The following is a 12,784-nucleotide window of genomic DNA, read 5'->3' on the forward strand; positions in this document are numbered from 1 at the left end:
CGACATGAAGAAGCATTGGTTGGGCAGCGCGCTGTCGATCCTGCTGCTGGCGGTGGGCCTGGGCGTGTGGATCGCGCTGCCATGGATCGGCGTGCTGGTTGCGGCTGTGGCGCTGACGCTGTGGCTGCTGCTGACCCGCAGCGGCCGGCTATCGCTGGCCGCCGCGCGCATCGGCATTGCCAGCCTTCCGCAGCGCTGGGGCGCGAGTTCGGTGATCGTGGTCGGCATCGCCGGTGTGGTCGGCGTGCTGGTGGCGATGCTGGCGATGGGACGCGGTTTTGAGGCCACGCTCAACAGCACCGGCGACGACACCACGGCGATCGTGCTGCGCGGCGGTTCGCAGGCGGAGACCAACTCAGTGATCACCCGCGACCTGGTGCCGCTGGTCGGCGCGCTACCCGGCATCGCCAAGGACGCGCAGGGGCGCGCGATGATCTCGCCGGAGCTGTCGCAGGTAGTCAACCTGGTCTCCAAGTCCGACGGCACCGACGTGAACGCGCAGTTCCGCGGCGTCGGCGCGCAGGGCTGGGCCGTGCACGACAAGGTCAAGATCGTCGATGGCCGACGCTTCGGCACCGGCCTGCGCGAGATCGTGGTCGGCAAGGGCGCGCAGAACCAGTTCCGCGGACTGGAGGTCGGCAGCACGCTGCGCCTGGGCAACCAGACCTGGACCGTGGTCGGCGTGTTCGCCTCCGGCGATGCACACGATTCGGAGCTGTGGACCGATGCGCAGACCCTGGCCAGCACCTACCAGCGCAGCGCCTGGCAGTCGATCAGCGCGCGCACCGAGGGCAAGGCCGGCTTCGACCGGTTCAAGGCCGCGATGGCCGCCGACCCACGGCTCAAGCTCGACGTCGACACCACGCGCAGCTACTACAGCAAGCAGGGCGGCGGGCTGAGCAAGCTGATCGGCATCCTCGGCACGGTGATCGGCGCGATCATGGCAGTCGGTGCGGTGTTCGGCGCACTCAACACCATGTACGCGGCAGTGGCCACGCGTGCACGGGAGATTGCCACGATGCGCGCGCTTGGCTTCCGCAGTGCGCCGGTGGTGATGGCGGTGATGCTGGAGACAATGCTGCTGGCGCTGCTCGGCGGCGTGCTGGGTGGCGCGATCGCCTGGGTGGTGTTCAACGGCTACAGCGTGTCCACACTGGGCAGCAACTTCAGCCAGGTGGTGTTCCAGTTCAAGGTCTCGCCGGAGCTGTTGTGGAGCGGGCTGAAGTGGGCGCTGGGAATCGGGTTGGTCGGCGGCCTGTTCCCCGCCCTGCGCGCGGCACGGCTGCCGATCACCACCGCGCTGCGCGAGGTATGAGGTAGCCCTCAATCCGCCATTCGGACCCTCATTGCGCTGCGGATAGTTCTTGAGTGCCTCTACGATTCAACTTTATCTTGGTCTCAATTCTCGTGCACGCGAGGAATAGGAGATTCCAATTCCGATGGCGTCCAGCCCGGCGGCCTCGGCGATCAGTGCGCTTGCGATCAGGTCGAGGATGTCGTGCAGGCCGAAGCGCGTCCGGCATTGTGCCGGATGCGTTGCTGCAACGCCGGTGGCGACGGGGCACGTGGCGGCATCGCGACCGCACTCAAGCCAATTCCTGCTGGCACATGTACAGGCCCACTGCGCCGGGCACACACTGAAGTGAGCGATGCAGCAACAATACTGCACGGGCCAGTTCGGTTAAGTTCAGCCGAGCGGATCAATCCTACGTTGTATTTTCGTTAAAGGTCGCGATGTCGTCTTCCGAACCCAACCTGGTGCAGTTGTCGGGCGTGCGCATCGATCGCGGCGGGCGCACGATCCTGCGCGATGTGTCGCTGCAGGTGCCGCACGGCAGCATCACGGCCGTACTCGGTCCGTCTGGTAGTGGCAAATCCACCATGCTCGCCGCACTAACCGGCGAACTGCGCCCGGTCGCCGGCACGGTCACGTTGTTCGGCAAGGCAATTCCTACCGGCAACCGCGCACTGCTGGAGATGCGCCGCAACGTCGGGGTGCTGCTGCAGGGCAATGGCTTGCTCACCGACCTCAGCGTCGCGGACAACGTCGCGCTGCCGCTGCGCACCCACACCCGTCTGCCGGCACCGGTGGTGCAGCGCCTGGTACAGATGAAGTTGCATGCAGTCGGCCTGCTGGCCGCGGCCGATGCCTGGCCGCGCGAGTTGTCCGGCGGCATGGCGCGACGTGTGGCACTGGCGCGCGCGCTGGCGCTGGACCCGCCGCTGATGATCTACGACGAGCCGCTGACCGGGCTGGACCCGATCGCCTCGGGCGTGATCATGAGCCTGATCCAGCGCCTCAACGACAGCCTGGGCCTGACCAGCATCATCGTCAGCCACCATGTGCACGAGACGCTGCCGATCTGCGACCAGGCGGTGGTGATCGCCAATGGCGGCATCGTGTTCGCCGGCACGCCCGAACAACTGCAGGACAGCACCGACCCGCTGGTGCAGCAGTTCCTGCATGGCCAGCCGGACGGCCCGATCGCCTTCGATGCCGCGCCGCGCCGCGACCGGAGTGCTGCCTGATGGCCTTTGTCGATTCCATTCGCGCCTTCGGTCGCGCCGGCCTGTTCTCGCTCACGGTGCTGCGCGGCTCGCTGCCCACGCGCGATTTCGGTGCCGAGCTGGTGCGCGAGATCTACAAGGTCGGCGCACGTTCGTTGCCGATCATCGCCGTGGGCGGCGCCTTCGTCGGCCTGGTGCTGACGCTGCAGGGTTACCGCACGCTCACCACGTACGGTGCCTCCGATGCGCTGTCCACCCTGCTCGGCCTGTCGCTGTACCGCGAACTGGCGCCGGTACTGACTGCCTTGTTGTTCATCGGCCGTGCCGGCAGCTCGATCGCGGCCGAGCTCGGCTTGATGCGCGCCACCGACCAGATCAAGGCGCTGGAGCTGATGGCCATCGACCCGGTGGCCAAGGCCGTGGCACCGCGCTTCTGGGCGGCAGTGCTGACGGTGCCGCTGCTGACCGGCGTGTTCTGCTCGCTGGCGATCACCGGCGGCTATTTCGAAGCCGTGCACGTGCTGGGCATCGACAACGGCACATTCTGGTCGGGCCTGAGCAATAGCGTGGACTTCTGGGACGATTTCGGCGTGGCGATGCTCAAGTCGGCGATCTTCGGCGGCACCGCTGCACTGGTCGCCGCCTATGTGGGCTTCCATGCCGAACCGACCATCGAAGGCACCTCGATCGCCACCACCCGCGCGGTGGTGAACGCCTCGTTGCTGGTGCTGATGTTCAACTTCGTCCTTTCTGCAATGTTGTTTAGGTGAGTGGAATAACTATGGCCATGCGTGGACCACGACTCGAATTCGCCGTCGGCGCCTTTTTGCTGCTGACCCTGGCCTCGCTGCTGGTGCTGGCGGTGGCCTCGACCAACCAGCGCTGGGGCTTCGGCGCCAGCCAGTACACGCTGACCGCCCGCTTCAGCCAGATCGGCCAGCTGCGTGCGCAAGCGCCGGTGAAGATCGGCGGCGTGACCATCGGCAAGGTCTCGGACATCAGCCTGGATCCGACCAAGTTCGATTCGATCGTGACGCTGTCGCTGGACACCAAGTACAAGGATCTGCCCGCCGACACCTCGGCCGGCATCTTCACCAGCGGCTTGCTCGGTGAGAGTTATATCGGGCTGCAGCCGGGCGGCGATCCGGACACCCTCAAGCCGGGCGACGAAATCGGCTTCACCCAACCGGCGGTGGATCTGCTGCAGCTGGTCGGCAAATATATGTTCAGTGGTGGCGGTGGCGGCAGCAATGCCCCGGCCGCCACCAATGGCCAGACTCCTGCGCCTGCCCAGACCGCTCCTCCCTCTACGGAACCCCGCCAATGAAAACCACCCTGCTTTCTGCCGTCCTGGCCTCGACCCTGCTGGTGTGCGCACCGGCGACCGTGCTGGCGCAACCAGCGGCTGCCAGCGCGCCGACGCAAGGCGCGGCGACCAAGACCGTCCTAGACAGCAGCACCCGCATCCTGAGCACGCTGGACCAACGCCGTGCGGAGTTCCGTAGCAACCCGGCGGCACTGCGTCAGTTCATCAATGGCGAATTGAACAAAGCCTTCGACCGCGACTATTCGGCCCGTCTGGTGCTGGGCGTGCACGGCCGCGGCGCGTCCGACGCCGACGTCAAGCTGTTTGCCGACGCGCTGGCCGAAAACCTGATGCAGCGTTACGGCACGGCGCTGTTGAATTTCGAAGGCAAGCCGAGCTTCCGCGCCAAATCCGAAAGCGCACTGCCGGGCAATCGTGGCGTCAAGGTCTCCACCGACCTGATGCGTGCCGGCAACGACCCGACCCCGGTCGATTACCTGATGCGCAATACCGGTGGCCAGTGGAAGATCTTCGACGTGATGATCGAAGGCATCTCCTACGTGCAGACCTTCAAGACCCAGTTCGACGGCCCGCTGCGCGAGAAGGGCATCGCCCAGGTGGCGACCGACCTGCGTAACGGCAACCTGCAGGTCGGTACGGCACCGGCCAATGGCAAGTAATACCGTGCAACGCACGGGCGAGGCGCTGGTCATCACCGGCGTGCTCGACCGTGCCGCAGTCACCGCGGCCTGGCCGCAGGCGATCGCACAGCTGGATGGCGCGCGCACGCTGGACCTGGCCGGTGTACAACGTCTGGACAGTGCCGGTGTGGCGATGCTGGCCGAACTGGCTGCCCGGTTGCGCCAAGCCGGCAACGGCGCGGTAGTGGGCGAGGCGTCCGGTCTGGACGAATTGCGCGCTGCCTACCGGTTGTCCCCCACTCTCGATTTTCAGGCCTGAGCGCCACGCCATGACACAGTTCCGTTCTCTTCCGTTGTTGGCCTGCCTGCTGCTTGGTGCGTGCGCCAGCCAGGCACCGAAATCCGCACCGCCTTCCGGCGGTACCGCCATCGCGCCTGCGGCCGACGCACCGGTACGCGACGACGCCGGGGTGACCGCGCAACCGGCCGCCGCAGGCGTTGCCGCCCCGGACGCGCTGCCGGCCAGCGCCGCGGCGCCTGCCGATCAGCAGGCCGCTGCGGGCACCGCCACCGCCACCGCCACCGCAGGCGCGCCGACCGATGCCGAAAGCGACTTCGACGCGTTATATGGTTCGACCACCCCGCAGGCGGGTCCCGACGGGGCGCCTGCACTCCCGGGCGCGGCGCCGGCGTACGACCCGTGGGAGCGCTATAACCGCGGCATGCACCGCTTCAACATGGCGGTGGACCGTGGCGTAGCGCGTCCGTTGGCGACGGCCTACACCAAGGTGGTGCCGAGCCCGGCCCGTCTGGGCGTGACCAACTTCTTCGACAATCTCGGCACGCCGCTGACCGTGGTCAACCAGCTGCTGCAGGGCCACCCAGTCTATGCAGTGCAGTCGCTGGGCCGCTTCGTGATGAATTCCACGCTGGGTGTGGCCGGGCTGTTCGATCCCGCCTCCGCGGCCGGCATCCCGCGGCGTAGCGAAGACTTCGGCCAGACACTGGGCGCGTGGGGCTGGCGTAACTCGCGCTACTTCGAACTGCCGCTGTTCGGGCCGCGCACCGTGCGCGACACCCTTGGGCTGGCAGGCGATATTCCGCTGTCGTGGATTCGCCAGGTGGACGACAGCGGTGCGCGCTTCGCACTGCAGGGACTGCAGCTGGTGGACACACGCGCGCAGCTGATGTCACTGGATTCGCTGCGCGACCAGGCGCCGGACGAATACGCGCTGACCCGCGATGCATGGATGCAGCGGCGTAACTACCAGATCACCCGCGATTTGCGCAGCCACCGCGAAGAGAACAACGAGCTGCCGGAATACCTGCGCGACGGCAAGGACACTACCGTGCCGGGGAACGCGATGCCGATTCCGAGCTGGGTGCGTTAACCGGGCGGGTTTTTGGTGCGTGATGAATGCAAAAGCCCGGGAGCGATCCCGGGCTTTTTTGCTGTACTAAATCTCAATCACTTATCTCGCGAAAAGCCAGCATTTGCATAAGGGATTCTTCTGTACCAAACAGAGAAAAAGGGTTGATATTCATTGCATCGAGCTGGCGCAGAATACTTCGTCTAAGTTCTGCAGGTATAACAAACTTCTCCAACCTATCTTGCCTGCCTGCTACTCCTCCCATAGCAGATTCATGCTGCGAAAAACACCACTCACCATCAAACTTTCCGATGCATGCGGTGTACTCAGACTGCTGAATAAAATGTCTTTTGTGTGCAGTTACGTATTGACCCAGAGTGGCAATCTCGGGAGAACCAACCATACCACCTTTTCCGAATCCTAAGTTCTCGACATACATGTAAAGCGCCGAATCATCCTGATGATCTTGCCCACTGCAAGCGAAGAACAAAGCAACATAGAGTGATCGACTCCAGTCAAGTAAAGGAGTAGGAAATCCGTGATGCCTTAGGTAAACCATGAACTCATACTGCCCCGCCAATAGACTAATCTGAGATAAGGGAAACGTGCTCCCAGGAACTCTTTGGTTTCCCAGATTGAACTCGAATAATCTATCTGTATAAGCTTCGATTCCAGGCTTAACTCTGGCTAGGTAGCGAGCATATTCTTCAAGAGAAAGATCTTTTTTTCCAAATCGTTCCAATGTCGTCTCTAACTTCCATTCCGCTCGTGACTGGCCACGGAACAAAACTGGGGAAACATAGCGATCGCCGTCCGAAGACCTTAAGCTACACTCGGTTTTAAGCGCTTCTGCACACTGTTCCAGATCATGCAGACTTGATACTTTTCGTTCTTCCATGAAGTTTCTCTCAAAAAATGGCTAGGTTTAAGCGGCCAATGCGGCATCCACGGCTGCGCGCAGGCGTACATCGTCGGCGGGAATGTCCGGGGCGAAGCGGTCGATGATCTTGCCGTCGCGGCCGATCAGGAATTTTTCGAAGTTCCACACCACGCCGGGCGCGGGGTTGGGGGCGATGCCGTAGCCAGCGAGTTTTTCGCGCATCGGGCCGTCGCCGGTGGTGTGCGGATGCGTGCGGGTCAGTGCCTGATACAGCGGGTGCGCCTGGTCGCCGGTGACGGCGATCTTGGCAAACATCGGGAAGGTGACGTCATAGGTGAGCTGGCAGAACTGCGCGATCTCCGCTTCGCTCCCCGGCTCCTGGCCGTTGAAGTCGTTGGCCGGAAACGCCAGCACTTCCAGACCCTGCGCATGTTTGTCGCGATACAGCGCTTCCAGTCCTTCGTACTGCGGGGTCAGGCCGCACTTGGAGGCGACGTTGACCACCAGCAGCACCTTGCCGCGGTAATCGGCCAAGGTGGTCGGCTCGCCTTCGATGCGGGTCACGGGAATGTCGTACAGCGTCTGGCTCATGCGTGCATCCTGATATCCGTAGGGAACGTCGAGCATAAGCCCGCGCACAGGCGAGTGCGATACCGATGGCTGCGTCGAGCATGGTCGCCGTTATGGCGGCGATGTGTGCATGCACGGCGTGGGCCAACGCCCCCGCACCTGGGCAAACGCGTGGATACGTCGCTGCGTGTCGAAAAAGTGCTCGACGGCCTGCTCGACGCTTCGCGTCTGGATGCCTAGTGGCTGCGCCCCATGGTCGAAGACGTCGACGCGGTGAGACAGGACGACGAATCGACATCGCCGGGGTCTGCGATGTCGATGTCATTCCACACTGGCTGGCGCTGGTGCTGGCGGACCAAGTGTTCGAAACGCCGGATCAAATCGCCCGCCTCATGCCAACATCAGTCGATGCACAACGCCGCCTGGCCCTTGCCGCCGACTACCTCCTGGCGGCAGCCGAAGCGATCGCTGTCGCGCTGGCAGGTGCCGGTGGTCGTAGCGCCGGTCGGCACGATGTTGGTGGCCAGGCAGTCGCCGCTGCAGTCCGCGTTGTCGGTGCAGGTCTTGCCGGCATCGGCATACGGCACGATGCAGCGCGGAATCTGCATACGCCCGACCGGATGCAGTTGGCCGCCCTTTGCCGTGCAGGCAGCAGCATCGGCGCTCGTTTGCGTGGCAGGCGCCTGAGCGGCCGGCGAGGCCGAAGAGGCGATTGGCGCATTGCTGCAGGCGGCCAGCAGCAGCGCGCAGAAAGAGGTGTAGATCCAACCGCTCGGCATGCGAAGGCTCCCTCGGAAAGTGATGGCAAGCATCGCGACATGCGTGTCTGCGTGGCGTGCGCGGGGCTGGTACCTTGGACGGCTGCGCTTGGAATGCAGGTGCGAGATGGACGCTGGGTCATGCCCATCGCACCCAGGGGTGCCCTATCGTGGCGGCAGTCATTCTCGCGCTGGGGGATGCCGCTAGCCGCGCAGCGCATTGTCTTTCGCAAGCGCGGACTTCTGCGCGACGCCTACCGGCACATCCCATCGCGCCCTAGGGCGCTGCTACACGTGTGTCCGTCTTCGACTGCAGCCATGCGGGTTATCCGATCTCTGTCTGCTGCCCTATTCCTGCTCGTCGCCGTCGTCTTGTGAACTCGCACTCCCTTCGTCGCTAGCGTCGTCCAGCAGCGCCTGCGATTGCTCGCCGGCCAGGGTTTCCACACCGCGCAGGCGACGTTCGATGGTGCGGGTCTTGCGGCTGGCTTCGCCCAGGCTCTTGCCGACGGTGCTGATCTGCCGCTCGGCCTTCTCCAGAATGCCGGCGAACTTGCCGAACTCGCTCTTCACCGCGCCCAGCACCTGCCAGACCTCGCTGGAGCGTTTTTCGATCGCCAGCGTGCGGAAGCCCATCTGCAGGCTGTTGAGCAGTGCGGTGAACGTGGTCGGGCCGGCCAGCACCACGCGATGTTCGCGCTGCAGCAGATCGACCAGACCGGCGCGGCGGATGACTTCTGCGTACAGGCCTTCGGTGGGCAGGAACATCACCGCGAAATCGGTGGTCTGCGGCGGGCAAACGTACTTGTCGCTGATGGATTTGGCCTGCACGCGGATGGCGCGCTCCAGCTGCGCGGTCGACTGCTTGATCGCGTCCAGGTCGCCTTTTTCCTGCGCGTCGATCAGACGTTCGTAGTCCTCGCGCGGGAACTTGGCATCCACCGGCAGCCACACCACGGTGTCGTCGCCTCGCCCGGGCAGGCGGATCGCAAAATCCACCGCTTCGGCGCTGTCGGGCCTGACCCGCACGCCGCGGGCGTACTGCTCCATCGTCAGCGTCTGCTCTAGGATGTTCTCCAGCTGCACTTCGCCCCAGCCGCCGCGGTCCTTGACGTTGCTGAGCACGCGCTTGAGATCGCCCACGCCGGTGGCCAGTTGCTGCATTTCGCCCAGGCCGCGCTGCACCTGTTCCAGGCGCTCGGAGACGAGTTTGAAAGACGCATCCAGGCGCGTGTTGAGCGTGGTCTGCAGTTTTTCGTCGACGGTGGCGCGCATCAGTTCGAGCTTGCTGGCGTTGTCGCTTTGCAGGCTGGCCAGTTGCTGTTCCAGCGTGGCGCGCATCTCGCCGATGCGCAGTTCGTTGCGCTGGGTGAGTTCGCTCAGGCGCTGGCCGAGCGCTTCGGTGAAGCGTTGCTGCGACTCCCCGGCTTCGGCGCGGCCCTTGCGGGCATCCTCGGCCAGCGCTTCGCGCAAGGCGGCCATATGGGTGTCGGTGCGTGCGATCAGGTCGGTCAGTTGCTGGCCGAACACCTGGATGCGGGTTTCCTGCTGCTGGCCGAAGCCTTCGAGCTGGGTACGCAGTTCGGTGAGCCGCAGGGTCAGCAATTCGCCGGTGCGCTGCTGGGCCAGGCCACTTTCTTCGCGCGCCTTGCGGGCATCTTCGCCAAGCGCATCGCGCAGCAGGTCCAGACGTTGATCGGTGCGGGTGGACAGTTCGGTGAGATTGCGTGCGAAGGTTTCCAGACGCGCGTCCTGCTGCCGCGCCAGGCCTTCGAGTTGCTCGCGCAGTTCGCCGCGGCCGTCGCGTTGTTCGGCGCGCAGCGCATGCTCCAGCGCGGTCGTGGATGGACGTCGCAACAGCGCGAGCAGCTGCAACACGAGGACTACCACGAGCAGTCCGAGAAGGATCAGGGATTCGGATGACATGCGTGCAGTGTAGCGGGGTCGGTCGCAGCGGCTGCGTCAGTGCGATGCCGGTTGGGTGGTCGGTGATCATCAGCGCAGGCGCGTGGGACGTTGCGCCTGCGGCAACGCGCACCAGCGCTGCGGGATGCGGCAACAAGACAGCGGCCATGCCAGGCCGCTGTCTTGCCTGCGGCGTCTGCGCTCAGAAGCCTTCCAGCACCAGCTTGCCGCGGGTGCGATGCGATTCCAGTGCGGCGTGGGCGCGGCGCAGGTTGTCGACGGTGATGCGGCCGTAGTGCTCGCCCAGCGTGCCGCTGTCCACCAGCGCGGCGACGCGGTTGAGCAGGTGGCGCTGGGCAATCATGTCGTCGGTGTCGAACAGCGAGCGGGTGAACATGAATTCCCAGTGCAGCGACGCGCTCTTGCGCTTGAGCGGCAGCGCATCGAGCGTGGCCGGGTCGTCGATCAGGGCCAACTGGCCCTGCGGCGCGAGCACGTCGACCAGCTGGGCGAAGTGCTGATCGGTGTGGGTCAGGCTGGCGACATGCTCGACCTGGGCGATGCCGATGCGCTGCAGGCCCTCGCTCAGCGGCTGGGTGTGGTCGATGACATGGTGGGCACCGAGCACATGCACCCAATCCTGCGTCTGCGGGCGCGAGGCGGTGCCGATCACGGTCAGCTTGGTCAGCGTGCGCGCCAGCTGCACCAGGATCGAGCCGACGCCCCCGGCGGCGCCGACCACCAGCAATGTCTGGCCCTGCCCGCCGTCTTCGGCGATGCGAAGGCGGTCGAACAGCAATTCCCAGGCGGTGATCGCGGTCAGTGGCAACGCGGCGGCCGAGGCGTCATCGAACGTGGCCGGCTTGCGCCCGACCAGGCGTTCGTCCACCAGGTGGTATGCGGCCGAGGCGTCATCGAACGTGGCCGGCTTGCGCCCGACCAGGCGTTCGTCCACCAGGTGGTATTCGGCATTGGTGCCCGGGCGATTCAAGGTGCCGGCGTAGTACACCGCATCGCCGGGCTGGAACAGGCTGACAGCGCTGCCCATCGCATCGACCACGCCGCTGGCGTCCCAGCCGAGCACGCGCGGTGCGTCGACGGCGGCATTGGCGCGCACCTTGGTATCGACCGGATTGACCGAGATGGCATGGATGCGCACGCGCAGATCGCGCGGGCCGGGCGCGGGCAGCGGCAGGTCGAGCGCGACCAGCGCGCGCGGGTCGTCGATGGGCAGACCGTGTTGCGGGTCGGCGATGGCTTTCATGACGGGCGTCGTGCGGGGAGGGAACTGCATGGTCGGTCGCCGGGATTAAGAGAAAAACCGGCAAACTGCGCAAGCACTTTCATGATTGGAGTGAAGATGGTCCGCTTCGACGACCTGGCGCTGTTCGTGCGCACGGCGGCGCTGGTCAGTTTTTCCAATGCCGCGCGCGAGGCCGACCTGCTGCCCGGCCAGGTCAGCGCGGCTGGAGCGGGCGCTGGACCTGCGCCTGTTTGCGCGCTCCACGCGCAGCCTGCGGCTGACCGCGGAGGGAGAGCAGTACCTGCCCTACGCACGCCAGGTGCTGGAGCTGCTGCGCGATGGGCGCGAGCAGGTACGCGGGCGCGACACCGAACTGCAAGGCGTGCTGCAGGTGACCGCCACCGTCGGATCTGGGCCGCAATGTGCTGCTGCCGTGGCTGACCGAGTTCCGCGCCGCGCATCCGCGCCTGCGCCTGCATCTGTCCGACCAGGTAGCGGACCTGTACAGCGCGCCGGTGGATGTGGCGTTCCGGCTGGGGCGTATCGACGATGTGGACCATGTGGCGCTGCCGCTGGCAGCGCACAACCGCCGCGTGCTGGTGGCCGCGCCTGCGTACCTACAGCGCCACGGGCGGCCCGCCACGCTGGATGCGCTGCGCGAGCACGCCTGCCTGCTGTATGAACTGGCCGGGCGCGCCTACGACCGCTGGCAATTCGAGCTGGAGGGCCGCCGCCACGTGGTGCCGGTGCGCGGGGCGATGCTGTGCGACGACGCCGATATCGTGCGGCGCTGGGCGGTGGCCGGCGAAGGCATCGCCTACAAGTCGTGGCTGGATGTGTGCGCCGACGTGCAGGCCGGGCGGCTGGAGGTGGTGTTTCCCGATTGCGGCGACCGCCTGCCGCTGCATCTGGTGTGCCCGCATCACAAGCAGTTTTCGCCGGCGGTGCGGCAGCTGCACGCGCTGTTTGCGCAGCGCTGCCAGGCGATGACGGCGCTGTACCCGCTGGCGTCCGAGGCGCGTTGATCTGCTGCACTGTGCGCTGGAAGATCGGTGCGTTGGGTGGACGCGTTCGCTTCGATAAGCCCAGTGTCATGGCTACGGGCCGGGTGCTTGCACGGCGCATGGCGCGCGCGTGCAATGTATCGGCACTGCGACGTCGCTGGTGCCAGGTGCATCCGCGTCGGCGTCGGCCAGAGCCAATGTCGGGTGGAAGACGAAGCCTGGGTTGCCATGAAGATGCACTCGCAACGCTGCGCAGGCCTACGCGACTGCCGCGCTCGTTGAGGTGCCCGTCACTGCGAGGCTTCTAGCTTGGCTGCATGACAAACCGACGCTTACCGTCGATGCAGCGCTATGGCAATCGTGAAGGCCATTCGGGCGTGGTGGCCTACGTGTTGGCAGACGACGCGATTGCGGTGCGCTTTCGTAGCGGCGAAACCTACGTGTACACCGCCGACAGTGCCGGCGCCGACGCGGTGGCGACCATGCAGCGCCTGGCCAAGGCAGGGCGCGGCTTGAGCACGTATATCAGCCAGAACGTGCGCGACACTTACGCGGGCAAGATTGAGTTATAAGCCAGCGGCGACGGGTTGGGTGCACGT

Annotated in this window: 13 protein-coding genes and 1 pseudogene; 9 read left to right on the forward strand and 5 right to left on the reverse strand. The window is 65.4% G+C overall.

All coding sequences use genetic code 11. The annotated features are described in order from the left end of the window. Positions 1–4 precede the first annotated feature (4 nt). The 7 genes from XBLMG947_RS07820 (at position 5) to XBLMG947_RS07850 (ending at position 5,846) form a co-directional block, all read left to right on the forward strand. Positions 5–1,315 carry an ABC transporter permease gene (locus tag XBLMG947_RS07820; protein ID WP_065467674.1) on the forward strand — a complete coding sequence of 437 codons (1,311 nt, stop codon included), beginning with the start codon at positions 5–7 and terminating at the stop codon, positions 1,313–1,315. A gap of 419 nt (positions 1,316–1,734) precedes the next feature. Continuing rightward, a complete protein-coding gene (locus tag XBLMG947_RS07825) occupies positions 1,735–2,529 on the forward strand; it encodes an ABC transporter ATP-binding protein (protein WP_065467483.1) in 795 nt (264 codons plus the stop codon). Beyond that, positions 2,529–3,278 (forward strand): MlaE family lipid ABC transporter permease subunit, encoded by a 750-nt coding sequence (locus tag XBLMG947_RS07830; protein ID WP_065467485.1) that lies wholly within the window; start codon positions 2,529–2,531, stop codon positions 3,276–3,278. The genes XBLMG947_RS07825 and XBLMG947_RS07830 overlap by 1 nt, the downstream gene beginning before the upstream one ends. Before the next feature lie 11 nt (positions 3,279–3,289). Next, positions 3,290–3,835 (forward strand): outer membrane lipid asymmetry maintenance protein MlaD, encoded by a 546-nt coding sequence (mlaD, locus tag XBLMG947_RS07835; protein WP_065467487.1) that lies wholly within the window; start codon positions 3,290–3,292, stop codon positions 3,833–3,835. After that, on the forward strand, positions 3,832–4,494 hold the full coding sequence (locus XBLMG947_RS07840) for an MlaC/ttg2D family ABC transporter substrate-binding protein (RefSeq protein WP_065467488.1): 663 nt from the start codon (positions 3,832–3,834) through the stop codon (positions 4,492–4,494). Before mlaD ends, XBLMG947_RS07840 begins: the two co-directional genes overlap by 4 nt. Beyond that, positions 4,484–4,774, forward strand: coding sequence for an STAS domain-containing protein (locus tag XBLMG947_RS07845; RefSeq protein ID WP_065467489.1), 291 nt, complete (start codon positions 4,484–4,486; stop codon positions 4,772–4,774). Before XBLMG947_RS07840 ends, XBLMG947_RS07845 begins: the two co-directional genes overlap by 11 nt. A gap of 10 nt (positions 4,775–4,784) precedes the next feature. Beyond that, positions 4,785–5,846 (forward strand): MlaA family lipoprotein, encoded by a 1,062-nt coding sequence (locus tag XBLMG947_RS07850; RefSeq protein WP_065467490.1) that lies wholly within the window; start codon positions 4,785–4,787, stop codon positions 5,844–5,846. Between the two features lie 73 nt (positions 5,847–5,919). On the opposite strand, the gene XBLMG947_RS21335 is transcribed toward XBLMG947_RS07850, so the two are convergent. From XBLMG947_RS21335 to XBLMG947_RS07870, 5 genes are all read right to left on the reverse strand, one after another. After that, a complete protein-coding gene (locus XBLMG947_RS21335) occupies positions 5,920–6,723 on the reverse strand; it encodes an FRG domain-containing protein (RefSeq protein ID WP_181093140.1) in 804 nt (267 codons plus the stop codon). A 27-nt stretch (positions 6,724–6,750) separates the two neighbouring features. After that, positions 6,751–7,296, reverse strand: a complete 546-nt coding sequence (locus XBLMG947_RS07855; RefSeq protein WP_065467677.1) for a glutathione peroxidase — start codon at positions 7,294–7,296, stop codon at positions 6,751–6,753. 380 nt (positions 7,297–7,676) lie between these two features. After that, positions 7,677–8,054 carry a hypothetical protein gene (locus XBLMG947_RS07860; protein ID WP_065467492.1) on the reverse strand — a complete coding sequence of 126 codons (378 nt, stop codon included), beginning with the start codon at positions 8,052–8,054 and terminating at the stop codon, positions 7,677–7,679. Between the two features lie 327 nt (positions 8,055–8,381). Next, positions 8,382–9,911 carry a DNA recombination protein RmuC gene (locus XBLMG947_RS07865; RefSeq protein WP_181093148.1) on the reverse strand — a complete coding sequence of 510 codons (1,530 nt, stop codon included), beginning with the start codon at positions 9,909–9,911 and terminating at the stop codon, positions 8,382–8,384. A gap of 229 nt (positions 9,912–10,140) precedes the next feature. Next, the gene (locus tag XBLMG947_RS07870; RefSeq protein ID WP_065467496.1) at positions 10,141–11,202 is read right to left on the reverse strand and encodes a zinc-binding alcohol dehydrogenase family protein; all 1,062 of its coding nucleotides are present in this window, start codon (positions 11,200–11,202) and stop codon (positions 10,141–10,143) included. 96 nt (positions 11,203–11,298) lie between these two features. Between XBLMG947_RS07870 and XBLMG947_RS07875 the strand changes: the two are divergent. Both XBLMG947_RS07875 and XBLMG947_RS07880 read left to right on the forward strand, forming a co-directional pair. After that, positions 11,299–12,206, forward strand: a pseudogene (locus XBLMG947_RS07875) (LysR family transcriptional regulator). A gap of 320 nt (positions 12,207–12,526) precedes the next feature. Next, a complete protein-coding gene (locus XBLMG947_RS07880; protein ID WP_065467498.1) occupies positions 12,527–12,757 on the forward strand; it encodes a hypothetical protein in 231 nt (76 codons plus the stop codon). Positions 12,758–12,784: the final 27 nt, after the last annotated feature.

Origin of the sequence: Xanthomonas bromi (assembly GCF_900092025.1) — a bacterium.
GTDB lineage: Bacteria > Pseudomonadota > Gammaproteobacteria > Xanthomonadales > Xanthomonadaceae > Xanthomonas > Xanthomonas bromi.

Coding starts and splice junctions, on each gene's coding strand:
- XBLMG947_RS07870 (WP_065467496.1), bottom strand. CDS start 11,202: ATGAAAGCCATCGCCGACCCGCAACACGGTCTGCCCATCGACGACCCG.
- XBLMG947_RS07845 (WP_065467489.1), top strand. CDS start 4,484: ATGGCAAGTAATACCGTGCAACGCACGGGCGAGGCGCTGGTCATCACC.
- XBLMG947_RS07840 (WP_065467488.1), top strand. CDS start 3,832: ATGAAAACCACCCTGCTTTCTGCCGTCCTGGCCTCGACCCTGCTGGTG.
- XBLMG947_RS07850 (WP_065467490.1), top strand. CDS start 4,785: ATGACACAGTTCCGTTCTCTTCCGTTGTTGGCCTGCCTGCTGCTTGGT.
- XBLMG947_RS07855 (WP_065467677.1), bottom strand. CDS start 7,296: ATGAGCCAGACGCTGTACGACATTCCCGTGACCCGCATCGAAGGCGAG.
- XBLMG947_RS21335 (WP_181093140.1), bottom strand. CDS start 6,723: ATGGAAGAACGAAAAGTATCAAGTCTGCATGATCTGGAACAGTGTGCA.
- XBLMG947_RS07880 (WP_065467498.1), top strand. CDS start 12,527: ATGCAGCGCTATGGCAATCGTGAAGGCCATTCGGGCGTGGTGGCCTAC.
- XBLMG947_RS07825 (WP_065467483.1), top strand. CDS start 1,735: ATGTCGTCTTCCGAACCCAACCTGGTGCAGTTGTCGGGCGTGCGCATC.
- XBLMG947_RS07820 (WP_065467674.1), top strand. CDS start 5: ATGAAGAAGCATTGGTTGGGCAGCGCGCTGTCGATCCTGCTGCTGGCG.
- XBLMG947_RS07830 (WP_065467485.1), top strand. CDS start 2,529: ATGGCCTTTGTCGATTCCATTCGCGCCTTCGGTCGCGCCGGCCTGTTC.
- mlaD (WP_065467487.1), top strand. CDS start 3,290: ATGGCCATGCGTGGACCACGACTCGAATTCGCCGTCGGCGCCTTTTTG.
- XBLMG947_RS07860 (WP_065467492.1), bottom strand. CDS start 8,054: ATGCCGAGCGGTTGGATCTACACCTCTTTCTGCGCGCTGCTGCTGGCC.